16 protein-coding genes are annotated in these 24,488 nt (G+C 41.9%); 5 read left to right on the top strand and 11 right to left on the bottom strand.

What is annotated here, in order from left to right; all coding sequences use genetic code 11:
* Nucleotides 1-48 precede the first annotated feature (48 nt).
* A complete protein-coding gene (locus tag KXD93_RS20395; RefSeq protein ID WP_258139201.1) occupies nt 49-762 on the bottom strand; it encodes a LytR/AlgR family response regulator transcription factor in 714 nt (237 codons plus the stop codon).
* The gene (locus KXD93_RS20390; protein WP_258139200.1) at nt 759-1,799 is read right to left on the bottom strand and encodes a sensor histidine kinase; all 1,041 of its coding nucleotides are present in this window, start codon (nt 1,797-1,799) and stop codon (nt 759-761) included. The genes KXD93_RS20395 and KXD93_RS20390 overlap by 4 nt, the downstream gene beginning before the upstream one ends.
* 282 nt (nt 1,800-2,081) lie before the next feature.
* On the opposite strand from KXD93_RS20390, the gene KXD93_RS20385 reads away from it, so the two are divergent.
* Complete coding sequence (locus KXD93_RS20385) at nt 2,082-2,729, top strand: hypothetical protein (RefSeq protein WP_258139199.1); 648 nt, start codon at nt 2,082-2,084, stop codon at nt 2,727-2,729.
* A 21-nt stretch (nt 2,730-2,750) separates the two neighbouring features.
* Here the strand turns inward: KXD93_RS20385 and KXD93_RS20380 are convergent, their stop codons facing one another.
* Nucleotides 2,751-3,719: an MBOAT family protein gene (locus KXD93_RS20380; protein WP_258139198.1), complete on the bottom strand. Its 969-nt coding sequence runs from the start codon at nt 3,717-3,719 to the stop codon at nt 2,751-2,753.
* A gap of 2 nt (nt 3,720-3,721) precedes the next feature.
* Nucleotides 3,722-4,144 (bottom strand): hypothetical protein, encoded by a 423-nt coding sequence (locus tag KXD93_RS20375; RefSeq protein ID WP_258139197.1) that lies wholly within the window; start codon nt 4,142-4,144, stop codon nt 3,722-3,724.
* 233 nt (nt 4,145-4,377) lie between these two features.
* Here KXD93_RS20375 and KXD93_RS20370 point away from each other — a divergent pair, with 233 nt between their 5' ends.
* The 3 genes from KXD93_RS20370 to KXD93_RS20360 all read left to right on the top strand — a co-directional run bounded on the left by KXD93_RS20370 (nt 4,378) and on the right by KXD93_RS20360 (nt 14,065).
* A complete protein-coding gene (locus KXD93_RS20370) occupies nt 4,378-6,909 on the top strand; it encodes a glycosyl hydrolase (RefSeq protein ID WP_258139196.1) in 2,532 nt (843 codons plus the stop codon).
* Between the two features lie 221 nt (nt 6,910-7,130).
* Complete coding sequence (locus KXD93_RS20365; protein WP_258139195.1) at nt 7,131-9,830, top strand: PAS domain S-box protein; 2,700 nt, start codon at nt 7,131-7,133, stop codon at nt 9,828-9,830.
* Between the two features lie 11 nt (nt 9,831-9,841).
* Nucleotides 9,842-14,065, top strand: coding sequence for a hybrid sensor histidine kinase/response regulator (locus tag KXD93_RS20360; protein WP_258139194.1), 4,224 nt, complete (start codon nt 9,842-9,844; stop codon nt 14,063-14,065).
* A 52-nt stretch (nt 14,066-14,117) separates the two neighbouring features.
* On the opposite strand, the gene KXD93_RS20355 is transcribed toward KXD93_RS20360, so the two are convergent.
* From KXD93_RS20355 to KXD93_RS20340, 4 genes are all read right to left on the bottom strand, one after another.
* Nucleotides 14,118-15,248: a family 20 glycosylhydrolase gene (locus KXD93_RS20355; protein WP_258139193.1), complete on the bottom strand. Its 1,131-nt coding sequence runs from the start codon at nt 15,246-15,248 to the stop codon at nt 14,118-14,120.
* Nucleotides 15,249-15,278: 30 nt separating this feature from the next.
* On the bottom strand, nt 15,279-15,425 hold the full coding sequence (locus KXD93_RS20350; protein ID WP_258139192.1) for a hypothetical protein: 147 nt from the start codon (nt 15,423-15,425) through the stop codon (nt 15,279-15,281).
* 248 nt (nt 15,426-15,673) lie between these two features.
* Nucleotides 15,674-16,495 carry a universal stress protein gene (locus KXD93_RS20345; RefSeq protein ID WP_258139191.1) on the bottom strand — a complete coding sequence of 274 codons (822 nt, stop codon included), beginning with the start codon at nt 16,493-16,495 and terminating at the stop codon, nt 15,674-15,676.
* Nucleotides 16,496-16,533: 38 nt separating this feature from the next.
* A complete protein-coding gene (locus tag KXD93_RS20340) occupies nt 16,534-17,961 on the bottom strand; it encodes an inorganic phosphate transporter (protein ID WP_258139190.1) in 1,428 nt (475 codons plus the stop codon).
* Nucleotides 17,962-18,273: 312 nt separating this feature from the next.
* Here KXD93_RS20340 and KXD93_RS20335 point away from each other — a divergent pair, with 312 nt between their 5' ends.
* On the top strand, nt 18,274-18,648 hold the full coding sequence (locus KXD93_RS20335; RefSeq protein WP_258139189.1) for a LiaF domain-containing protein: 375 nt from the start codon (nt 18,274-18,276) through the stop codon (nt 18,646-18,648).
* A 27-nt stretch (nt 18,649-18,675) separates the two neighbouring features.
* Here the strand turns inward: KXD93_RS20335 and KXD93_RS20330 are convergent, their stop codons facing one another.
* Genes KXD93_RS20330 through KXD93_RS20320 form a run of 3 tightly spaced genes read right to left on the bottom strand, consistent with a single transcriptional unit; the run spans nt 18,676 to nt 24,408 of the window.
* The gene (locus tag KXD93_RS20330) at nt 18,676-22,014 is read right to left on the bottom strand and encodes a DUF5107 domain-containing protein (protein WP_258139188.1); all 3,339 of its coding nucleotides are present in this window, start codon (nt 22,012-22,014) and stop codon (nt 18,676-18,678) included.
* Between the two features lie 35 nt (nt 22,015-22,049).
* Nucleotides 22,050-23,396 carry a sugar porter family MFS transporter gene (locus KXD93_RS20325; protein WP_258139187.1) on the bottom strand — a complete coding sequence of 449 codons (1,347 nt, stop codon included), beginning with the start codon at nt 23,394-23,396 and terminating at the stop codon, nt 22,050-22,052.
* Nucleotides 23,374-24,408 (bottom strand): aldose epimerase family protein, encoded by a 1,035-nt coding sequence (locus KXD93_RS20320; protein WP_258139186.1) that lies wholly within the window; start codon nt 24,406-24,408, stop codon nt 23,374-23,376. The genes KXD93_RS20325 and KXD93_RS20320 overlap by 23 nt, the downstream gene beginning before the upstream one ends.
* Between the last annotated feature and the right edge of the window lie 80 nt (nt 24,409-24,488).

Genomic DNA, 24,488 nt, shown 5'->3' with positions numbered 1-24,488 from the left:
TCGATATTCAAAATTCAGCATTCATTATTCGATATTAAAACAATTTGTCTAGGCTACTTCTCTGCCTATCATTTTATGGATCATATCCCGGTAGGAATCACTCAGCGGCAGTTCCGAATTATCTGTAATAATCTTTCCCCGTCTTATCTGTGTAACATAATCCACGTTAATGATGTACGATTTATGCACCCTGTAAAACTGCCCGGCAGGAAGCTGCAATTCAAGCGCCTTAATGCTGATCCGGGTAAGCAACGGCTTTTGTTTGCCGGTAAGGTTGATCTTTACATAATCCTTAAGTCCCTCGATGTATTCAATATCGCTAAACATTATTTTAACCAGGGTATAATCCGAATTAACAAAGATGTGCTTTTTAGAAATCACAGGAATTTGTTCTGATGCCTTTTTTAGCTCAAACACCTGGTAAGCCTTTTGGCAGGCCCTCAAAAACCGATCAAGCGGCACCGGTTTCACCAGGTAATCCAGCACATCCAGCTCAAATCCGTCGATGGCAAATTTTTCATACGCCGTAATAAAAATAACCATAGGCTTTACCACCAGACTTTTCACAAGCTGCAAGCCATTTAAACCGGGCATATGAATATCACAAAAAATCAAATCAACCTGTTCTGTTTGAAGTAGCGCAAGTGCTTCAGATGCAGTACGGCACCGGCCTACCACCCGGATATAGTTAACTTGTTTTAGATTATCCTCAACAAGGTCGAGCGCAAGGGGCTCATCGTCAATCAACAGGCATCTAATCATTTCAATTGTATTTGAAGGTTAACGTGGTAATTATTGTTTGAATGGCTGGTCACAAGGCTATACTTGCCTGGATATAATAGTGCCAGGCGGCGGCGTACATTATTTAAACCTATACCGTGGTGTTCGTCCTTTTGCTCTTCATCAGGATTAAAAGTGTTTGACACCTGTAAATTCAGCGTTTTTTGATTTGCAGTTAAATACACTTTTATCTCGGGCGATAAAATATCGCCGGTTCCGTGTTTAAAGGCATTTTCCACAAAAGGGATCAACAGCATGGGTTCAATTGTTTTCTCGGGGGCGTTAATGTTAGTTGTAAAATCAACTTTTACTTGCTCGCCAAAACGTAATTTCTGCAGCTGTATATAATTGCTTAAGTAATCGGCCTTTTGTTTCATAGTAACCTTCTCCTCGTCTGTGATATAGAGCATGTAACGCAGCAATTGTGAAAGCTGGATCAATGTAGGCTCTACTGCCGCAGGCTTTAAGCGCGACAACGCCACCACGCTATTGATAACATTAAAAATAAAATGCGGGCTGATTTGCGACCGCAGGAACGCCAGCTCGGAAACCAGAGCTGCGTTGGTAATATCCTGCTTAGTATTGATCTGCCTGAACCTATCCGCGAGATACCGATAAGCAAACCCGGCTGCGGTAATGGCGGTTAAGGGCAACAGGTTAAAATTTGCAAACGGCGGGCGCATTGCTCTGCCGAACGGGTGCATTCCTGGTGGGAATCTCATTATTGAGTGTGTGCGCATGATCAGAAAATCAAGGCAGATAAAAGCGGCCAATAACAATGTAAAATACAGCCAGGGTTGTTTTCTTTTATTAAGAAAAACCGGGATCAGGAAAAAGGCATTGAGGTAAAACTGGATGGCCAGCAACAGGTTAATGAGCGCCAGGTGCCAGGGCGAAAAAAAGCTGCGAAAAACGGGATCCGACGGGCCTGTTAAAATAGGCAGAAAAGTAATAAATGCCCAAAATAACAGGTGGAGCAAAACTTCAAGAAGCAGGGCCGGTTTTAAACGCTTCAACATATTTTAACTGTTCCCAATATTTTTCAATTATAGACCAATAGTTTAATTGTGCCTGTGAAACGTGCAATTATCGCTATAAATTGTGCGTAAGGAAAAGCTCCATGGCGCTATTATTGTCTATTTAACACTATTTAACCTTCATTAGTTATTTAATGTTAAGGGAATCTCCTTTGTTCGAAATATTTGGGATAAATAGTAATAGAGACAGATAAATCTTAATTTTATTCAGGTATTTTAATATTTAGATCGAAAGCGATGAGGAAGGCTTTTTTTATAACATGCATGAGCTTGTTAACCTTTTGTATCCAGGCAAAATCACAATTCAGGTACGACAGGCAGGGCCGCCCCATCAACGAACTTTCCTATACCGATATTGAGGGCGATCCATATCTGGCAACCGATTGGGCCACAGGTACCGTCACCCTGCAAAATGGCAAGAATGTGGGTGCAACCTTAAAGTTTGATATTTATGCAGATCGTTTACTTTTCCAGGGAAAAAATAGCGAGACGCTGGAGTTTATCGATAAGCTTACCGGCTTCACCTTAAATATTACCAATACGGAAATCAGTAATATCAGCCCGCTTGTGTTTGCCAACAATTTCCCGGCAGTCGATAAACAAACAGAAAATTCATGGTACCAGGTAATTGCCGACGGGAAAGTTAAGCTGTTAAAATATTACGGGAAGCAAACATCCGAATCGAGGGCCTTTAATTCAGCTACAAACGTTAAAACGTTTGTTCCCTTCCAGTTTTATTACCTGTTCAGGAATAACCAGATGATTAAAACAAGCCTTAATAAAAAATCGATCCTTAAGGCTTTTGATGACTACGGCCTGCAAACCGAAGCTTACCTGAAATCAAACAACATCAATTTTAAAAGTGATGTTGATTTGCAAAAGCTTTTTGCATGGTATAATTCATTAAATTAAAAAGCATCTTGCTCAGAATTGTTACACATGCAACCCGGCTAGCGGCCAAACAATTTGTTTTATAAACTCAGTATGAAATAGCAAAGGCGCCGGGCCAATCACCCAAAACAATGTCCACACCCTGGCCAAAATGCTGTTCTTTAAAAATGTTGCCTTATTGTCCGCTAAGACCTTTTCCAGCAAAACCATTACGCCCTGTATTATAAAGTACAGCAACGGCAAGCCGTAACCGCTGTTAACCGGTACGCTAAGCGCCAGCTCATGCAGCAAGCCTGAAAATGCAAACGCAGTCATCAAAGCCATTGCGCTACCTATCTTAGGCCTTAAAGGTCTAAAAATGGCGATCGAGGTCATTTCGCTAAAGGCGACATTCCAGCGTTTGCTCCAAAATTCGGTAAGGCTCATTGCCCTCGCTGGCGACTTAAACAATAAATAAGTATTTGCGCCTGATAACCGCCAACTCCCTGCGCTGATGCTTAAAAAGCCGAAATGCAATATCAAACTAAAGCCGGCTAATAATATCGGACTAACTAAAATATAGGTTAGGTTGTTATTTAAATGTAACGATACCAACCCATGTGCCAGCAGGATAAGTAACAATCCGCCGATAATCCTGCTTACCCCAAACCTGATCATCGGCCAGGCATTTGGCAGTGCCCTTCCGCCAAGCGTTTCAAAGGCCTGTGCCCGCATCCCGGCCCAGCCAACAGCAAAAACAAACCATTGTTTAAAATTAAGATTCGGCGCCTTCTGCATGTAAGCCTCGCACACCGCCACAATCTTCATGGCAGTAAAAGTTGTTGCAATAAGCGCCAGCATTTTTATGATCGGATGTTCATGCAAAAAGATGAAATAGATGGACGCAATACTCCCAGACAACAAGAACCAGCTTAACAGAACCATCTGTCTTTGTAACAACATGAAACCCAAAAGCACCAATCCCAGGTTAATCAGCGCGAAGTAAAGCAGGTGCAGCAGCGTAAGTTCCATTATCAAATGTGGTTATAATTTATATAAAATGCCCGGCTGTAAACCAGGCTAAGAAAGATAAAAAGCGCAACCAACACAATCTCCGCCAACCGGTTCCTGCTTCCTTTTGGAAAGTTTGTCCTGTCGAAATAAAAGAACTGGATTAAAACGCGAGAGATCCAATAAACGGCTATGAATGCTGTTACAAACATTGAAATATGGGCACCGTTAATCAACTCGACCGAATCAAATACAGAGAGCAACCCAAAACATAGATTTATTGCAAGTATATAGGCTGCATAAGTCCAGAACATCTGTTTAATTAGCGGTTGAACCTTAGCCAGCTCAGACTGCCAGTTCAGGATCTTTGGGATAGCCAGGCTACCGATAACCAATGCTATCTGTGCGAATCCTGCTATGCAAATTAATTGTTGCGTATTAACCATTTCCGGGATTTAGGTTATGTTTCGTCTTCCCTACTCTCACATATTCATTTCATTGGCAAATGTAAGTCACAATATTAAACTTTCAAAATATATTGAAAATTCAATTTAAAAAATCATCAAATAACTTAATATACTTAGAATTTAACATCATCTCTTATTCACAACATTATCACACAACTTTATCTTGTTTTAGTATTTAATTTATTAAATATGCAATACCTAATTAATTCAAGATGAAGCCCTCCAAAGCCGTTGCGTTATCCCTGCTTATTTTATTTTTTGCTACCTCGATTGCTTTAGCACAGAGCAAAGCAAAAACGCTGCATAAGCCGTCTATAAACGATCCGGAACAGCTTTTCTCCAATCCGCCGGAATCGGCAAAGCCGGGTGTATTATGGATGTGGATGGGCGCCAACGTGAGTAAGAGCGGGATAACTAAAGATCTGGAGGCTTTAAAGGAAGAGGGCTTTAATTCAACTACGATGCTTGGATTAGCAGATATCACAAATCCATGGGGCGTCCCAATTGGCAAGGATCCAACACCTGATGTGATCGCATGGACAGAGCCATGGTGGAAACTGGTAAGGCATGCAGCCGAAGAATCCAAAAGATTGGGCATGACGATGGGCATGTTTAACGGAGCCGGCTACGCCACAAGCGGCGGCGTTTGGATAACTCCCGAACTTTCTATGCAGCAGTTGTCCTGGTCGCAAAAAACAATACACGGAAAAAAAGGCAAGCAGGAAATTGAGCTGGACAGGCCTAAAGTCGATCTGCGTTCAAATGCGCGCTTTCCATCCTATGATGCGAAAAATGGCAAAATAGAAATGCCGGAGATCCAGGAACGTAAAACTTACTACAAAGACATAGCGGTGCTAGCCATGCCAGCAAAGGATACCGTTTCTAAAAGTTCAATTATCGATCTAACCCCGCTAATGACGGCTGACGGAAAGCTGGAATGGGATACGCCTGACGGCAATTGGGTGATATATCGCTTTGGGCACACCACTATGGGCGCACAAGTACAGCCCGCGCAATGGCAGGCCGCAGGTTTTGAGTGTGATAAAATGAGCAAGGAAGCTGTTGAGTTTCATTTAAACCACGTGATAGGTGAAATGAAAAATCACCTTGGCGATTTGGTTGGTAAGACTGTGGATCATGTTTATTTCGACAGCTACGAAGAAAATGACGCTACCTGGACGCCAAAAATGCGTGAAGAATTTACATCCCGCCGTGGGTACGACCTGCTCCCCTACCTGGCAACATTTGCCGGCCGAACCATAGAGGGCAGGGAACAAACCGACCGCTTTCGGCAGGATTTTGCGCTTACGGTGCAGGATCTTTACCGCGATGTTTATTTTACGACGATCGCCAAAAAACTAAAAGCTGCTAATCTTAAATTCCAGTCGGAATCATACGGCGGCCCCTGGCGGGTAGATGAAGTAGTACCGATGGTATCAAACGAAATGGGCGAGTTCTGGACACATGACGGTATTTATTCACCCTATTTAATTGACGATGTGATCTGGTCGCTAAGACAAAGCAAACAAAATGTATTGTCTGCAGAGGCCTTTACAGGCCAACCGGCCGACAGTAAATGGAGCGAAACACCCGCATGGCTAAAACCAGTGGGCGATGAAGCATTTTGCGCCGGCGTTAACAAAATAATAATCCATCGCTTTGTACAGCAACCGTGGGACGACAAATACCTGCCCGGCGCTACCATGGGCCAATGGGGAACACATTTCGACCGCACCCAAACCTGGTGGAAACCAGCAAAGGCGATGGTTCATTACCTGCAGCGCTGCGAGGCCGTTTTACAGTGGGGACACTATGTACCGGGATCATTGGACGATTTCGGGCTGCACTTAAGTAATATGGATATGGTGATAAAGAACATCCACCGAAGGGAAAACAATACGGATATTTATTTTGTGGCCAACACCTCACACTATCCCGGCCAGGCAGATTGCACATTTAATGTTACCGGTATGCAGCCCGAATTATGGGATCCTGTTTCGGGAAATATGCGGGACTTGAACGAATTCACGCAAAAAAATGGAAAAACCACTATTAACCTGAGTTTTGACGATGCACAAAGCTTTTTTATCGTATTCAGAAAAAAAACAATCAACCTTGGCTTGGTTCATAAACCCAATTTTATTGCCAGTAAGCCTTTACTTAATATTGATGGCCCGTGGATAGTAAAGTTCGATGCAGCATGGGGCGGCCCGGCTACACCTGTGAAGTTCGATGTATTAACAGACTGGACAAAAAACGATGACAAGGGCATTAAATATTACAGTGGCACAGCTGTTTACACCAAATCTTTCACCATTCCGGCCGGTGATCTTTCAAAGCTGCACAAAACCGTTTACATTAACCTGGGGACAGTTAATTCTATCGCCAAAGTTTTTGTAAATAACCAGGAAGCAGGCGTTTTATGGACGGCGCCATGGCGGATTAGCATTCCGTCGTCTATCCTGAAAACAACAAACGAAATAAGAATAGAAGTTACCAACGTTTGGGCCAACAGATTAATTGGTGACGAACAAGAGCCTGATGACATGAAGTGGCTCCCCAATAGCTACCTGTATAACAGCGGACAATCATTAAAGGAGTTTCCCGACTGGTTCCTGAATAATACTCCCCGTCCGTCAAAAGGCAGATATTGTTTTACCACGTGGAATTATTTCGACAACCATTCTAAATTGTCGCCATCGGGATTATTGGGGCCTGTGAGAATTGAAGAAGATGAGTTTTGACTTGTAAAAAGATTGCGCTGAAACAACAACATATTTACCCTGCTAAATTCCAAAAGAAGAAAACAAATCCAGAATATGGAATTTACCAAGGGAACGATCCCCCAATAGAAGCCTAATAAAGAGCCATTTAAGCAGATGGCACTATAGTAGCACACAAATTTTAAAATAAGTCATTAGAACAGTGGTTATCAGGACTTACGTGCTTATTAAATTTTAAATTTGTGAACGCTAAAATTAAAATCCTATATCTTGAACATGCCTTTGGAGACGCTGCACTGGCAGGCCAGATACTGAAAAATACCGGCGTTGAGTGTGAAGTACTTTCGGTGCAACCGCAGGAGGACTATCTGCCTTCTTTAATATCGTTTCATCCGGATGTTGTCATTTCGGGAGACGTTGCGCCTTCTTCAAAAACAATAGCTGCTTTAGCCAATATTAAAAAAATGGGGCTGAGTATTCCTTTAATTGCGGTAAATGTCCCCTCGCAAGATAGCTTAACTGTAGACGTTGTTAACGTCATAAAACAAGGTGCTTATGATTACATTTTAAAAGACGCTATCGAGAGCCTTCAGGATGCAATTTTAAACGCTCTTGAAAAGCATAACACTCAAAAAAATACAAATAATAACTTAAACGGATTTCTTAATCATACGAAAGCCAGGTTGCCAGAAGATGAATTAATACAAAGTGAGAGACGATACCGCCAAATAGTAGAGACCGCGCACGAAGGAATTTGGATGATTGATGAAAACCTTTTAACAGTTTTTGTCAACAAAAAAATGTGTGACATCCTGGGCTATTCTTCCGAAGAGATGATCGGTAAACATAGCTATGATTTCAAGGATGCGGATGAAAAAGAGAAAACGATAGAACGCCTCAATAAACGAAATCGTGACACAATAGAAGTTCATGAATCAACTTTTATAACAAAAAGCGGTGACCTGGTTGTATGTAACGTTGCTACTAATGGCTTATTTGATGATGAGGGAAGATATTTGGGCACATTGGCTATGCTTACTGATATTACTCAACGTAAATCAGATGAAGATGCACTGAAAAGATCGGAAGCCAATTTATCAGCAATTATTGAAAACACGACAGACCTGGTCTACTCTCTTGATTCGGACTTTAAGCTCATCACCTTCAATCAGCCATTTAAAAATGCAATGAAGCATGTTTATGGATTTCATATTGAACAGGGTGCTAACATGTTAGCACTTGTTAATAGTCTGGATCCGGATATGGCTGTCAAATGGAGGGGAATTTACAAGAGGGCGCTTTCGGGGGAAACAATGCAATTTGTAAATGAATATCCATTTGGAAATGATAAGGTTTACCTTAACTATTCAATCAATCCTATTTGGCAAGTTGGCAAAGTAATCGGGATGTCCTGCTTTTCGCGCGACATAAGCAGGCAAAAACTTGATGAAATCGCAATTAGAAAATCGGCCGCCAATTTAACTGCCATAATTGAAAATACCGATGCCAGTATTTATTCGCTTGATACCGATTTAAGGTGTATAACTTTTAATAAACTATTTAAAGATAACGTTTTAAAGGTTTACAATGTAGAAGTTAAGCCAGGCGATAGTATATTAAATTTTTTAGGTGAGAATGACCCTGACCAGGGAAAAGAATGGGAAAAGACCTATGCGCGGGCGCTGACGGGAAAGGGGGTACAATTCACTAAAGAATATTCCATTAACAATGTTACCTCCTTTATCAATTTCTCAATTAACCCTATTTGGGAGAATGATGTAGTGATCGGTCTTTCGTGCGCAGCCCGCGATATTACCAAACAAATATCGGACGAAATGGCGATCAGGAAATCGGAAGCCAGTTTACGAACTATTTTCAACAATACAGATATGGCTTGTATTCTACTAGATAACAATGCTAGCGTTGTTTCCTTCAATACGCTCGCCAAAAAGTTTTTTGAAGAACAGAACAATATAACTATTAGTGCGGGATATGCCATTATTAATGCTGTTGACGAAGAGCGGCGGTGCTTTGTACTGGATATTTTAAATCAGACAAAAAATGGGTCAGCAATAAATTACCAATTAAGAAGGGAAACAAATGGCATTACTAAATGGTTCGACTTAACGTGGGCCGGCATTAAAGATATTGAAAATCAGGATTTTGGACATGTATTTACTGTTAAAGACATCACCGAGAAGAAAAAATCGGAAATAGAATGGGAAAAAATCACTACTGATCTGATACGACGAAATAAAGCTCTTGAACAATTTACTTACATATTATCGCACAATCTAAGGGCTCCTTTGGCTAATATCATCGGGTTATCCTCGTTATTAAAAGATCCGGATATTGAAGTCACTGAATTTAATAAAATAGTAAACAGTATCAGCCATTCTGCGTATAAGCTTGATGGCATTATATTGGATCTTAACCAGGTTTTACAGGTTAACGAAGATATTAACGAAATTATAGAGCTAATTTCATTATCTAAATTAATTGAGGATATAAAATTCAGCATAAGAAACCTAATTGAAAAGGAACACGTACGGATAATTTATGACTTTACGGAAGCAAGTGAAATGCTTTCGATAAAGAGCTTTATCTATAGTATTTTTTATAATTTAATTACAAATAGTATTAAATATCGAAATCCTGGCACGGAACCATTTATTACCATACGCACGGCAACTAGCAACGGAAAGATCAGTCTTTTTTATGACGATAATGGCCGGGGAATCGATATGTCCAGGTATGCCGGCGAAATATTTGGCTTGTACAAAAGGTTTGATACAAGTGTGGAGGGTAAGGGTATGGGATTATTTATGGTTAAGATGCAAGTGGAAAGCCTTGGAGGCAGTATTGCGGTACACAGCGTACTCAATAAAGGCACTGGTTTTATAGTGGAATTCCCTCAAATGCAATTAGCAAATCCATCGTAACGATTAAAAAGATGAGTTTGATTATGTTTAAGGTATATAAAAGATTGCTTTTTTCTTCTGCCATAACGCTTGTGATTGGTATTTTACTACCATTTATCAGTACTGCACAAAACGAAAGCTTGAAGTTTTTGCATGTAGGTACAAGCGAAGGACTATCGCAAATAAATGTCAATAACATTATACAGGATAGCAGGGGTTTCATGTGGATAGCCACCCGAAATGGCCTGAACCGGTATGATGGCTATAAATTTATCACCTACCGATATGATGCCAATGACAGCACCTCCTTAAGCAATAACATGGTGACCGATATGGCCGAGGACAAAAACGGCAATATCTGGCTGGCTACCCAGGGCGGCCTAAACATGTATCAAAGAAAAACCAGCCGGTTTGTAAGGTTTATACACGATGAAAACAATCGCAACACGATAGCAAATAATGTAATTAACAAACTAAAAATTGACGGCGACAACTTGTGGCTGGGAACTCAAAACGGTGGCCTTGACTGCTACAACATAAAGACACACACCTTTCAGCATCATTCTCATTCAAACGATCACCTAGGCAGTTTGAGTGATGATAATATCCGTTCGATTTATATCGATGCGCAGCATAACTTGTGGGTTGGTGCAGCAAAAGGCGGGCTGAATCTTTATAATAGAAAGACGGAAACATTTACCAAATTCACCTATCTCGACCCGCTTACCGGCACTCCCGCCGGGGCGAATATCATAAGTATTTTTGAAGATAAACAGCATTATTTATGGGTAGGAACACAGGACGATGGGCTTTATTTGTTTAACAGGCAGCTTAAAACTTTTAAACGATTTAAACATGATCCAAAAAACACAAACAGCATATCAAGTAACACTATTTACAGCTTAAATGATGACGATGCCGGTAATTTATGGATAGGAACTGAGAACGGCGGCTTGTGTATCTTAAACAAACAATCAGGTATTTTTAATACTTACCAGCACGACGAGATTGATAATAATAGCATCAACGGCAATTCGGTCTACGCTATATGTAAGGATAGGAATTTTAACATGTGGGTTGGGGCTTTTGGTGGCGGCATCAATCTCTCTAAGAAAACCACAGCAAGCTTCGCACTATACCGTCATAACAGTTTTCCGGGGAGCCTTTCAAACAACTATGTACTTGATCTTGCCGAAGATAAGAACAACAACATCTGGATAGGTACCGATGGCGGTGGGTTAAATATGTTTAATCCTCTAAGCAAAACTTTCACTTCCTATAAAAAGCAGCCGGACGGAAAAAACGGAGTAACCGGTAACTATATTTTAACTGTAAAACCAGATAGCGCCGGTAACTTATGGATTGGAACCTGGGGTGACGGGCTAAGCATAATGAACCTAAAGACCCACGTATTTAAAAACTTCAGACATGATGCTACTAAACCACAGGGAATTGGGGGCAACAACATTTACTATATTCTACACGGCAAGAACAACAAAACATGGTTAAGTACATTTAATGATGGTTTGGACTGTTACGACGAAAAAACAAACAGCTTTAAGCATTACAAATTTAATGGTACCAACCCGGGTAGTATAGTGAGTGACAGGATTTATTCGATGCTGGAGGATAAAAACGGCAATTTATGGATAGGCACATCAGACGCCGGGCTCGAGTTGTACAATCGTAAAACGGACAAATTTGAAAATTTCAATCACAGCGAAAAACGGAACAGTATCAGCAACAATGGCGTAACCGATATTTTGCAGGATAATAAAGGAAGGTTATGGATAGCGACCCTGTCCGGCCTCGACCTTTTCAACCCTGTTACTAAACACTTTACCATTTTTTCAAAAAAAGATGGCTTTCCAAGCGATATCATATATTCGATAAGAGAGGATAACTTTGGTAAGTTATGGGTGAGCAGTAACGGCGGCCTGTCAAAGTTTGACCCGGAGAAAGGAACAGTTAGCAACTATACAACGGAGGATGGCCTGCAGGGAGACGAGTTTAAACCACATTCTGCGTTAAAGGACCATAACGGTAACCTTTATTTCGGCGGGATCAATGGCTTTAATGAGTTTTCGCCCAGTCATGTGCTAAATTCGGCAAATTTTGCACCATTGGTTATCACCTCATTCCAACTGTTTAATAAACCGCTTGTGATTGCTAAAAACGCTGCTGACCCATCCCCTTTAAAAAACGACATTTCAGATACGCGTAACTTAACGTTATCTTATAAGCAGTCTGTATTTTCCTTCGAATTTTCTGCGCTTGATTATGCATCACCTGATAGAAAACAATATGCTTATTTTTTAGACGGCTTTGATACGGAGTGGAATTATATCGGTAGTCATAACGCTGCGTCCTATACCAACCTGTCTCCCGGAACTTATACAGTAATGCTAAAATATAGGAATAGCCAGGGTTTATGGTCGCCGGTTAGGTCGCCTCTGAAAATAACTATCGTACCGCCGTTTTGGTTAACCTGGTGGTTTGAAATTCTTGCACTGCTGGCTATTATTGGCGCTATCTACGGTTTGTTTAAATACCGTGTTCATACCATCCAAAAGCAAAAGGCCAACCTGGAAATGCAGGTAAAAGAACGCACCGAGAGCATGGCTCAACTTACCATAGAAGAACGTAAATCGAAGGAACTTGCAGAAAAAGCAAGGGAAGAAGCAGAAAAGGCACGGGAAGAGGCAGAAAGCGCCAATAAAGCAAAAAGTATATTTCTTGCAACGATGAGCCATGAGATACGGACGCCAATGAACGGTGTTATCGGGATGGCTACACTGTTGTCAAACACTTCGTTAACACCTGAACAGCACGAATATGCCGAAATTATTAAAAGCTCGGGTGATGCATTGCTTACCGTAATTAACGACATTCTCGATTTCTCAAAGATCGAATCGGGGAACATGGAGCTGGAGGAACATGATTTTGATATCAGGGATTGTGTAGAGGGCGTATTGGACCTTTTTGCTGAAAAAGCTTCGCGTTTGAATGTTGACCTGGTTTACCGGATTGAACCCAATGTTCCACCCCATATCATTGCCGACTCTATGCGACTCAGGCAGATCCTGATAAACCTGGTGGGCAACGCCATAAAGTTTACCTCCAAAGGCGAAATCTTTATAGGCATTAGCGCTTCGGCATCCAAAACCATTGATCGTGAGCTATCGTTCGTGGTTCGTGACACGGGTATCGGAATCCCTAAGGATAAGTTAACACGACTGTTCAAAGCGTTTTCACAGGTTGATTCAAGCACAACCCGCAAATATGGCGGCACCGGTCTAGGCCTGATCATCAGCGAAAAACTGATCAATTTAATGGGGGGCGAAATAACCGTACAAAGTGAACTTGGGGTTGGCACTATCTTTAATTTTGATATCCGGGCCAAGGTTGGTACAACACCTCCAAAAACTGATACCAATTTAAGTTCTGCGGAACTCGAAAACAAAAAAATACTGGTGGTCGACGATAATGCCACTAACCGCACAATAATGGAGGAGCAGCTAAAACAATGGGAATTTATTCCATTGGTTGCTCAATCGGGAGCTATAGCCCTTGCAGTACTGGCTACTGAACACATGGACCTGGTAATAACAGATTTGAATATGCCGGAAATGGATGGTATTGTCCTCGCAAAAAAACTCAGGGAAATTTATCCAGACCTGCCTATAATTCTGCTGAGTTCTGTTGACAATCAGCAGGGTAAGCGCGAGGCTAATTTATTTAATGTGATATTAACCAAACCTGCAAAGTATCATATACTTTACCGGCACATTATTGAGCAGCTAAGCCGCGACAAAAGTCTAATCCCCAATATTAAAACAGGACAAGGTCAACTTTCGAAGGATACCGCAAGATTGTACCCGATGGATATTTTAATTGCGGAAGACAACCTGGTAAATCAAAAGGTTGCCATGCACATTCTCCAGAAAATGGGTTACTATCCGTCGATAGTAAACAACGGCCAGGCCGCCCTGGACGCCATGCACAAACGCAACTACGATATTATCCTGATGGATGTTCAAATGCCCGAAATGGACGGACTGGAAGCCACCCGCCTCATCAGGGAACAAATCGCCAAGCAACCATTTATAATTGCCATGACCGCAAACGCCATGGCCGAGGACAGGGACGATTGTATAAAAGCAGGAATGGACGATTATTTGAGCAAGCCCATGAAGCTTTCGGAACTGGTAGCTTTACTTGAAAAATACGGTAAAAAGGTTACGAATAAAGCATAAATAATATGGCTATTGTTATTCCAATACTTAATGCGCCACCTAAAAGAACCTTCTATTTGCTGACAGCTGCCTGATCCAACTGCCCAGCCTTACCAAACATAATCTTAAAGGTGTTCCATGGTGTGTTATCGCCACCCTGGGGGCTCACAGTTTTTCCATAATAGCCGTTTAGAAACTGTACAGGCGATGACCATACCGTTTCGGCAATACCATAAAATCGCCCTTTTAGCGCTTTACCTGCCAATGCCCGTGAACGGTACAGATCTTCTACCTGGCTTACTGCCACTTTCGGCCTGTTCCAGGCACAGGTAACTACCCGCAGGCCCTTCATGGCAAAATAAACTGCTGTTTGGTTATCCTCGTCATATTGCCAGTCACAAATCACCACATCCCGGGGAATAAGGTCGACAGCCCTCCAGGTGTTGTTGTAGCTGGCCGCCCACTCTCCTATCCCCGTGGTTCTGCCATCAATCAACCGATCGCCCCAGATCCAAAGTTCCTGGTTTTTTTCAGCCAAATGATCGCGGATAGTTTGAACCTCGTTCGCGAAAAGAACGGCCTTGTCGCGCCCTGCGCAGCGGGGGCATTTATCCTCACCCAAATAAAACACTTCATCCATACCGGCATGAAAAGCCTTTGCTTCAAACACCTCGGTGATCTCGTCAATCAGGTCAAACACAACTTTATGCACCCCGGGATGAAGGGGGCAATAGCTTTTACAATAAAGGGCATCTGCATTAGGCCATTTATATTCGGCTGCGGTTAACGGCACCTTTACCCATGGATTTTCATCAAATTCGGGATATATCTTCAGCAGCATTCCCGTTTTATTAGCCCATGATTGGTGCCCAAGCAGGTTGATCTGCGGAATGATACTGATGCTGTTTTTTTTGCAGGCTTCCACCATTTTTTTTACGTCGCTCTTTGACAAGGCGATGGAGTCGCGAAGTTCCGGATGACTCTTAAACTGGTAGTTATAATCGACCCTAAGGATCAGTGTATTGACCTTGCGGGGCGCCAGTTCTTCGTTTATAAATTTAACAAAATCGGCTACACCATCGGGCCTGGGTGCTGCTATTGCAAATCCACGGACCAGGAACGAGCTATCTGCTATTTGTTGCGCAAAGGCATTAAAGGTAAATAAACAGGCTATGAGTAACAGTAAGTATTTAGGTGTTTTCATTGGGATAACGGTTGTTTAGCGAACCGAAAACTAAGTTACTACAAATAGCCGCTTTATTTTAAAGCGGATAGCGTTTTTAACATTTGTAGTAGTGAAATAGTATCGCCTTAGCAGGCTGCGCATACGGGCAAAGCGTTCCATTTTTAAATGCGGAACACCTGGAACGCTGTGAAACATGCTGATTATCAGCACCTTTACTTTTTATCAAAGATCACAAAGACTTAAATAACTGATAATCAGCAATCAAATCATAAACTTTCAAATTTTACTTTTTATCAAAGATCACAAAGACTTAAATAACTGATAATCAGCAATCAAATCATAAACTTTCAAATCAAACTCACATTAATATACAAAAAGCCGCCTTAACAGGCGGCTTCGAAACATGGATATTAAAATTTAAGTTTATAAGAAGTATCAAAAATCTATTCGTGTAAAACCAAAATGGCTTTTACCGACTTATTCATTACCTGGTTTATGGTACTCCTGTTGAATAATCGATATACAATATTATGGTGATGTTTCACCAGGCAAAGTATATCAGTTTCATTAGCCTCAATAAAGCTCAAAATTCCACTTAAAGTACTGCTATTTGTGATATAGTTGAACTCAAGCTGCGCATTTTTGATCAGTTCCTGGAGTTTACTTTCCTCCGTTTCTATGTTCTTTTTTGCAGCGCTTTCGGCAACGTATAATATCTTCATTTTATCCGATCCGAAGGCAAGCACCATTTCATTCAACGCATTTACGTCATCGGCCGAGAGCCTTGTTTCGTAATCGGTAGCCAGTGTGATAACCGGAGCCTTCGAAAATTTACTTTCAAGCGGGATAATGAGTGTTGGGATTTTTACTGCCTCAACCATCATACTGGCATTACTGCCCACAATTCCGGTAATACCCGTTGACCCTGTAAGGCCCATCACCAGTAATTCCACATGGTGCTGGTTAATATATTCGCTGATCACGCTTTTTAACGACCCAACATTGCAGGTAGTTGTTACCGGCACGTTGCTGTATTCATCCTTCGAAGTATAGTTATTTGCCCACTCCTTTAAAGCCTGGCGTTTATTATTATGATAGTCTTCAATAAAAATAGCATTGTATATGTTATTGCCCACACCTTCCATCGATGGAATGGCGTTTATGGCACATACTTCCATGTTTAATGTTTTAGCCAGTGCCATAGCATATTCCATTGCGTTGGCCGCGCTGTTTGAAAAATCTGTTGCAACAAGTATCTGTTTCATTTTTTTGATTTGTTAAGTTAGGTATTACCGGTTACATTTTAAATAAACAAATGGAAGAACATAAATAGTAGCAACGATAAAATTATGGCTACCGGCAATGTTAAAACCCACGCCAAAGCTATATTTTTCAAGGTTTTGCTATTGAGGTTACCTGCGCCGCCCGAAGCCATCATAGAACCGGCTATACCGCTTGATAGTACGTGCGTGGTACTTACCGGTAACCCGAACGCTGTACTTAACCCAATAGTTGAGGCTGCGATAATCTCGGAAGTTGCTCCCTGTGCATAGTTAAGGTGCTCGTTACCTATCTTCTCCCCTATGGTCACCACAATGCGTTTCCAGCCTACCATGGTGCCGATACCCAGTGAGATGGATATGGTTGCGATAACCCAGATTGGGGCAAAATCTGTAAGCCCGTTTAAATCTTTCGATGCCGATTTAAGTACAGCTACATCTTCTTTGGTAAATTTACCATTTTTATCAGCTAACACAGCGTCAATACCTTTAACAACGCTCTTTACTTCCTTACGGAATTTATAGGTCTTGGCTGTGTCGGCAGGATTTTTACTAACCAGTTGCACCTTTGTTTGTGTAACTGCAGAATCTAAATGAATCAATAATCCATGAGCAGCATCTGCTGCAGAAGCAACATTTCTTGTGATCACCTGCTCTGTCTTATTCAATGAAAGCAGGATCTTATCATTTGAAATAGAATGATTAACGGCGAACTTAACAGGTACAAATGCGATAAGGATCAGCATCAATAAACCTACGCCCTTTTGCCCATCGTTACTGCCGTGGAAAAAACTTACCAGCGTACAGGTGATGATCAGCAGGATGCGTACAAGTATCGGCGGCGTATCGTTTTCACCCTGCGGGATATGGAACAATGCTTTTGACTTAACCACATGTTTTAAGAAATACATCAGCAATGCAGCTGCACCAAAACCAATTAGCGGCGAAAGTATTAACGACAATCCGATTTCCTTTGCTTTGTCCCAGTTAACACCGACACCGCCGTAGTACCAGGTAAATGCAATACTTGCACCTATCATAGCACCGATAAGCGTGTGTGAGCTTGAACATGGAATACCCAAATACCAGGTGCCCAGGTTCCATACAATTGAGGCCAACAATACGGCCAGCACCATACAGGCGCCAACTGCGACGGGTAGCTTCATCAGGTCATCCAAAGGAAGCAGTTTCAGAATGCCCATAGCTACTGCCACACCGCCTAAAAAAACGCCCAGGAAGTTAAAAAAGCCTGACCATGGAATGGCATACACCGGTTTCAACGCTTTGGTATAAATAACCGTAGCAACAGCGTTGGCGGTGTCATGAAACCCGTTTACAAATTCGAACCCGACAACAGCCAGCAGGCAAATACAAAAAACAATAGTTAATGAAGCGCTTAAACTAACTTCACCAATAAAAGGGAGGGTGATTGCACTTAATACGTTGAGCATAATCTTTCAGCTTTTTTTAGGGGATAATTTGTTAATTGTGACACAAGTGATTACTACTCAAAGAAATAGATGTGCGGTGTAGTTGCCGAAAAATTCAGATTATCAAATTATTATCTTATCATGTTACTTATGTTAGGATAGTGATAATTAATAGTAAATGCAGGGCACAGGTGACCGGTGAAATTGAGGGAAACAGGCTTTTACCGATCTAATCCTCTTATTTACCGACATCTTGTTATCACCCACAAGGTTTGGCTTCGCATCGCAAGGCTCATCGCTTAGTTTTGATCAACAATTAAAAAATCAAACATCATGAACAACCAGGCAGCATTTATTTTCACCAACGACGATTACATAAATACGACTACCATTTTCGGCGGTATCAAAAAAACAATTATTTCAAAAGACTTCAGAGGCGGCAGGGTCAGCAACATATTTGGTGCTACCGAGCTGGATTTCACCAATGCAGATATTGCTGGTGTAGCGGTACTGGATATTTCCCAGTGCTTTGGCGAAGTAAAAATTGCTGTACCCGGTGACTGGTGGATTGAAAGCGACACCACACAGGTTTTCGCCACAGTTGAAGACAAGCGGTTAAACGTTATGAATACCTATGACTCAAAAAAGATCCTGGTATTAAGAGGCACCTCGTTTTTCGGAGTTGTTGAAGTGTTAAGCAGCCTGTAAAACCTTACAAGCTGCCTAATTTATTTATTATACTTTTTCCTGCTTTTTCCTCACAAGGTTGAGGTGTAATTTGGCGCCGGAATGAGCTGCATCTAATTCAAGCACTTTGCTAAACAAGTCGCTTGCCTCGCTGTAATTTTCAAGGCCGAGGTGACCTAACCCCTGGATAAAGTAAGCATGGATTCGGTTCCGTAAATTCAGGTCATCATCAAATATCAATAGGTTTGGCAGCGATACAGCAAAATAATCAAGCTTAACCTCGTCATTAGCATGTGCCGCTCCATATTCAACCAGCCTGTTAAAAATTACATCTGCTAAGTCATTATTGCCCAATTGCTTGTGCGCAAGGCCCTGGTAAAAGATCTTATCCGGCTGTTGATCATTATAAAATATCGCGGCTGACGGTTCGCTCAGCCCCATAGTGGCCTTGGTAAAATACTCATTTGCAGTAACCTGTTCATTTAGGCCGCTATAAGCACATCCCAGCCAATAATGAATATCATTTTCCTGTACCCCGTACAATTTACCTTCACCTAAATTATGAGGATAAGTTTGAGCCCTTTGCAAATAGTCAATAGCCCTTTGAAATTCTTTGTGTTTGATGTGATTTTTTGCCAGTTCGACAAGACTTAGCAGGTATTGGTAGCTTACTTTACCTTCGCCACCCTCCCATGGGTGGAATAGCCTTGCTTCAATCAATCCCAGCGCTGTTTTATAATCCCCTGCAAAATTATAAAGGCTAAGGCGTTCCAGGTAAATATCGTCACGCTGTTCTGTTAAGGACAAATAATCCTCCAGGAACCTCAAGCGCTGTGCCGGGACGCGGTTCAATCTTTTGTAAAGCTGATCCAATTCCATTAGTACCCGTGCATCAGTGGGGTCAAACGAAAATGCCTTTTCAAAGTTGCGTAAAGCCTTTTGCGGATCATTTTGTTTGTTAAAATAAGCTATTCCCAAATTGCGGTGAACGGTTGGAAATTTGTTATCCAACTTTGCCGACGCTTCCCAATATTCGATGGCATCGGTATATTGACGTTTATCATAAAACAAATTGCCAAGGTAATATGGCGCTTTTGAATCGGATGGATTTACAGTAATTGCCAGTTTTAGGATATTAATTTCAATCAAGCGGTTTGGAAAGCATAAATAAGGATCAGCAGCCGCTGCTTTATTAAACCATTCTGTTGCTTTTTCCAGGTCGCCCAATTGATGACTGATCCAGCCCAGCGTGTAAAACGTCATTGGGTTGGTTCCCGTTTCGTTTACGGCATATGCTAATAATTGACCCGCCTCTTCGTATAACCCGGCAGCGGCATAGTCCAGGGCGTATTCAACCAGGTTCCGTTCGTCATTGCGCGAGATCGTCAGTAATTCGTCTACCAGCTTATTGGCTTTATCGTATTGTTTATTCGCTTTGTAGGTCAGTGCCTTTTCAAATAGTGCGCCCAGGTTAAACCGGTCAAATTTTAATGCTTCATTAGCTGTTTGCAGGGCGCTATCAGTCAGCATTAGTTTCCTATAGGCGGCGGCCTTTATTATATATGCCTTACTATTGTTCCGGTTTCTGTCTAATGAAAGTTCGATGTGTTCCAAAGCCTTTTCATAGTGTTCTCTTTTTGTGTCGATCAACGCAACAGAAAAATAGCCTGCATCCTTCCAGGCGTTGCTCCAGGTGGCTTTATAAAAGGCTTCGTAGGCCTCGTCGTCGCGTTCAAGAAGACTTAAACATAAACCAAGGTTATAATAAGGTTCGCTATCATATGGATTTGGATTACGTTGAGTTATAGTTTCAATTGCCTTCCTGAGGTAAGCTTCAGCCTTTGCAAATTGCCCTTTCCTTAACAGCCATTTGCCCATGGCATTGTTATTTCTCGCATCCGATGGATCGCGCAGCAAAGCTTCTTCATAATAATCGACAGGGTTATAAGTAGCATGGCGATATTGTTCCAAATGCTGCCCGGTTAAAAACAACTGTTCGGTGCTTGCAACTTCCTTTGGCGGCAACGCCGGTTTTGCTGCGCTTGGCAATTCATTTTTACGATTACCTGCCGGTTCATACCGAAGCAGTTCCCGGTCATTAGCGGCTACTATTCGTATTAAAAGATCGTTTTCATCAAAATTTGCGTCGATGGTTATCTCCCTGGTGAAAATAAACTCCGGCGAAACGGCTATTGCAGCTTCAAATACTACCTGTTTTTTTAGGGTGATTATTACTTTAATATCATCATGAACAGATGTCGCATATATTTTTACTGTCAGTTTATCCTCCGCTTTGTCAGCCGCCAGCAGCAAATCCTTACTGGCATTCTTTACCATACCCAGTTCCTGGTAAGGCATAAAATATTGGGTAAATGATTTTTCCTCGTAAGGCATCAGCCAGCTAAAATCGGGTTGATTATCTGTAAACACGCCCGTCATCAGTTCGATATATGGACCATCCTCGTCAGTAAGGTTTCTGTCCCAGGCCTGGCCGAAATCGCTGTGGCCCCAGGTCCATTGTTTTTTGCCGGGCGATACATGGTGATCGGCAACGTGTAATAGACCAGCCTTACTATCATGCTCGTATCCACCCACAAAATCGTAATCAGAATTAATGGCCATGTATGATGTTGGCACCGGGATATTTTTGTACATCGAAATATCCGTACCCGGTGAATAATCCACCTTATAATAAGTGCCGGTGGCAATCGGAAAATCAGATACATCACGCTTGCCATGATCAAAAACCGCGTTCACGTCGGGCGGAAATACCGATTGGTAATGATCATTTACCTTAACAGCCGGGTTGGCCCACCATAAAAAGGTCTGCGGCAGAGCCGATCTGTTATATAATTTAGCGCTGATCTCAATATAGGCCCTATCCGGGTGCAGGGTAAAGCCGGCCATGCCCTTGGTATGAAACATGCGCTCCACCTCGTTAACCCAAACGGTTTTGCTGCCATCAGCATTTTCAGATAAAGTATAATCAACTGGCTCAAAGGTGCTGGGGCGGTGGTGCTGCGGCCAATTAAATTCTATCCCACCAGAGATCCACGGACCTGTAAGACCCACCAATGCGGGTTTAATTACCTGGTTATAATAAACGAAGTGCCTTTGCTTCACCTTGTCAAAAGCCATCTGGATACGGCCGCCAAGCTCAGGCAGGATCATTACCTTCAGGTATTTATTCTCAAGGAACAGGCCAATATACTCTTTATCTGTTTTTTCGTCTTCTATCTTTTCAATAACCGGGTTAGGGTACACAACACCACTGCTGCCCTGGTAAACACGTTTTTCAAAAAACATTGGGTTCTTATCGGGCTTACCAATACCGTAAGTCGGTATAACTACCTTCTCTTCCCAAACCGATACCGTTGAACTATTCATTTATGTATAATTTAATAAAATATTCCTGTTAAAATTTAATGCCCTGCAAAGTGTTGTTCCAGTTCTTCCAATGTTTGCCCTTTTGTTTCCTTGACCTTGTATTTAATAAACAGGAAGCCCAAAAAGCAGATGCCTGCGTAAACGTAAAATGTCCCGTAGGTTCCTAATGTTTTCGCCAATAAGGGAAATGTAAATACTAATATAAAATAAGCTCCCCACAAAGAAACTATTGCTACCGACGATGCCAGACCACGAATCTTATTGGGGAATATCTCTGCAATAAGAACCCAGGTAACCGGAGCAAGCGACATAGAATAGATACTGATCGCCAATAAAACAGAGATAGATACTAAGCCGGTTGATGAATGGTTTTGCAGTAAGAATGCTAATATTATATAAATTAACGACAGGCCAATTGATCCCCCAAGCATCAACGGCCTGCGGCCAAGTTTATCTACCTGCCACATTGCCAGCAAGGTAAATATCAAGTTCACCGCACCAATGGCAACTGTTTCAAATAATTGTTTGTTAAGATTAGCTCCTATAGATTGAAATATGGTTGACGTATAATTAAACACAACGTTTATACCACAAAACTGTTGGAATACTGCCAATGTTATACCAACAATTACCGCTGGTCGTACGCTCTTTTCAAAAACGGCTTTATACGATTGTTTTTCCGTACCTGCCATTGATTGTTCGATAGCGGTAAAGGTTTGTTTTACAAACATTTCCGATCCTATTTTATTTAAAACCAATTTTGCCTGGTCTATTTTCCCGGCTTTTACCAGCCATCTGGGGCTTTCAGGAAGCCACAACACGCCAATTAAAAATATAGTAGAGGGAATAACACCAAGTCCAAACATCCAACGCCATGCGTCAACACCTTTATCTGCCAGAAAATAATTAACCAGGTTAGTTATTAGAATGCCAATAACAACTGTTAGCTGATTGATGGCTACATTACGACCTCTCACCGATGCTGGAGACACTTCAGCGATATACATTGGGCAAAGCATGGAGGCCATCCCCACGCCGATCCCGGCTGCAAAACGCATAATTACAAAGTAAGTTAATACCTTAGCGAACGCAATAGCTATCGAAGACAGAGCGAAGATAATAGCAGCTATCATCAATCCGGGTTTCCGTCCGTATCTATCCGCGATCCGGCCTGCAAGCAGGCAGCCAACTATACAACCTAAAGCCAATGAGCCGGTTAGGCCGCCTTCCGCCCACCACGAGTTTATTGCGAATTGTATTTTCAAAAACGGAAGCGCTCCTGAGATCACCGCAAAATCAAACCCGAACAGGTAGCCGCCCAGCGCCGAGATAAACGAGATTCCGATAATGTAGCGGCTGTTAAAGGTTGATAGTTGGCTCATGTATTAAAGTAAATTCGTAAATTATTTCTTCCTTATATTGTTCACCCGGCTTTAGCGCTGTTGATGGAAAACCACTGTGATTTGGTGCATCAGGGTAAAACTGGCATTCCAGGCATAATCCATCAAACGGTTTATATGGTTTTGACAGATGTCCGGGGGCTGTACTGTTTAAGTAATCTCCCGTATAAAACATTAAACCCGGATAGGTAGTAAAAACATTTAGCCTCCTGCCCGAAGCTTCGTGATCCAAAACAGCAGCCAATTTTATGTTTTTAGATACGTTACCGAGGATATAATAATCGTTGAACCCCATGCCATCGTTTATACTAATCTTATCCCCAAGTTTATCTCCCGAAAGAGCTTTCTTTCCAGCCGCGATTATTTCCCCGTTTGGGATATATTCATTGTCTGTTTCCAGCACCTTATCTGCATAAATACTCAACCGGTGGCCGGTAATGTCATCCCCTTCTCCCGACAGGTTGAAATAAGCATGATTGGTAAAATTGGCTATGGTTAATTGGTCGGTTGTTGCAAGATAATTGATTTTAAGCTGGTTCTCTGCTGTCCATTCATAACAAACCGTTAGTTCGAGGTTGCCCTGGTACCCTCCATCGCCGTCCGGGCTATTGAGGGTAAACAATACCCTTTCATGCTCCATTCTATAGTCAAACACCTGATAATTGTAGCCGCTGCTGCCACCGTGGTTGCTGTTTGCATTGTCGTTGGTTTCTAATAAGTATTGCTTACCCTCCAAGCTAAAAGTTGAATTAGCTATGCGGTTGGCAAATCTCCCAATAGTCGATCCAATGTAGCATTTGTCATCAAGATACGCCTGCAGGTTATTGAACCCTGCAACTACATGAGCCATTTCTCCATCCGTGCCAGGCACCTTTACGGATACAATGGCGGCACCATAGTTGGTTAGCTCAACCATTGCCCCTGAGGAGTTTTTTAGTTGAAAGAGCAAAACTTCCTTATGGTTAACATGGCCAAAATTCGTAAACGTAATCATTAGGTTCAGTTAGATTTATAAAAGCAATGTAAATAAAATGCATCGCTATTGGTTGTTGTAAAATTCATGGATTAAAACCA

The sequence above is a fragment of the Mucilaginibacter phenanthrenivorans genome, assembly GCF_024721155.1.
In the GTDB taxonomy this organism is placed as follows: domain Bacteria; phylum Bacteroidota; class Bacteroidia; order Sphingobacteriales; family Sphingobacteriaceae; genus Mucilaginibacter; species Mucilaginibacter phenanthrenivorans.
The sequence above is the reverse complement of the archived record's forward strand: the minus strand, read 5'-3'. Positions and strand labels throughout refer to the sequence as shown.

What these genes read in the sequence shown, in the direction of transcription:
- KXD93_RS20380 (WP_258139198.1), bottom strand. Translation starts at nt 3,719, where the DNA reads ATGGAACTTACGCTGCTGCACCTGCTTTACTTCGCGCTGATTAACCTG.
- KXD93_RS20375 (WP_258139197.1), bottom strand. Translation starts at nt 4,144, where the DNA reads ATGGTTAATACGCAACAATTAATTTGCATAGCAGGATTCGCACAGATA.
- KXD93_RS20330 (WP_258139188.1), bottom strand. Translation starts at nt 22,014, where the DNA reads ATGAATAGTTCAACGGTATCGGTTTGGGAAGAGAAGGTAGTTATACCG.
- KXD93_RS20340 (WP_258139190.1), bottom strand. Translation starts at nt 17,961, where the DNA reads ATGCTCAACGTATTAAGTGCAATCACCCTCCCTTTTATTGGTGAAGTT.
- KXD93_RS20355 (WP_258139193.1), bottom strand. Translation starts at nt 15,248, where the DNA reads ATGAAAACACCTAAATACTTACTGTTACTCATAGCCTGTTTATTTACC.
- KXD93_RS20360 (WP_258139194.1), top strand. Translation starts at nt 9,842, where the DNA reads ATGAGTTTGATTATGTTTAAGGTATATAAAAGATTGCTTTTTTCTTCT.
- KXD93_RS20325 (WP_258139187.1), bottom strand. Translation starts at nt 23,396, where the DNA reads ATGAGCCAACTATCAACCTTTAACAGCCGCTACATTATCGGAATCTCG.
- KXD93_RS20350 (WP_258139192.1), bottom strand. Translation starts at nt 15,425, where the DNA reads ATGTTTCACAGCGTTCCAGGTGTTCCGCATTTAAAAATGGAACGCTTT.
- KXD93_RS20395 (WP_258139201.1), bottom strand. Translation starts at nt 762, where the DNA reads ATGATTAGATGCCTGTTGATTGACGATGAGCCCCTTGCGCTCGACCTT.
- KXD93_RS20385 (WP_258139199.1), top strand. Translation starts at nt 2,082, where the DNA reads ATGAGCTTGTTAACCTTTTGTATCCAGGCAAAATCACAATTCAGGTAC.
- KXD93_RS20320 (WP_258139186.1), bottom strand. Translation starts at nt 24,408, where the DNA reads ATGATTACGTTTACGAATTTTGGCCATGTTAACCATAAGGAAGTTTTG.
- KXD93_RS20370 (WP_258139196.1), top strand. Translation starts at nt 4,378, where the DNA reads ATGAAGCCCTCCAAAGCCGTTGCGTTATCCCTGCTTATTTTATTTTTT.
- KXD93_RS20335 (WP_258139189.1), top strand. Translation starts at nt 18,274, where the DNA reads ATGAACAACCAGGCAGCATTTATTTTCACCAACGACGATTACATAAAT.
- KXD93_RS20390 (WP_258139200.1), bottom strand. Translation starts at nt 1,799, where the DNA reads ATGTTGAAGCGTTTAAAACCGGCCCTGCTTCTTGAAGTTTTGCTCCAC.
- KXD93_RS20345 (WP_258139191.1), bottom strand. Translation starts at nt 16,495, where the DNA reads ATGAAACAGATACTTGTTGCAACAGATTTTTCAAACAGCGCGGCCAAC.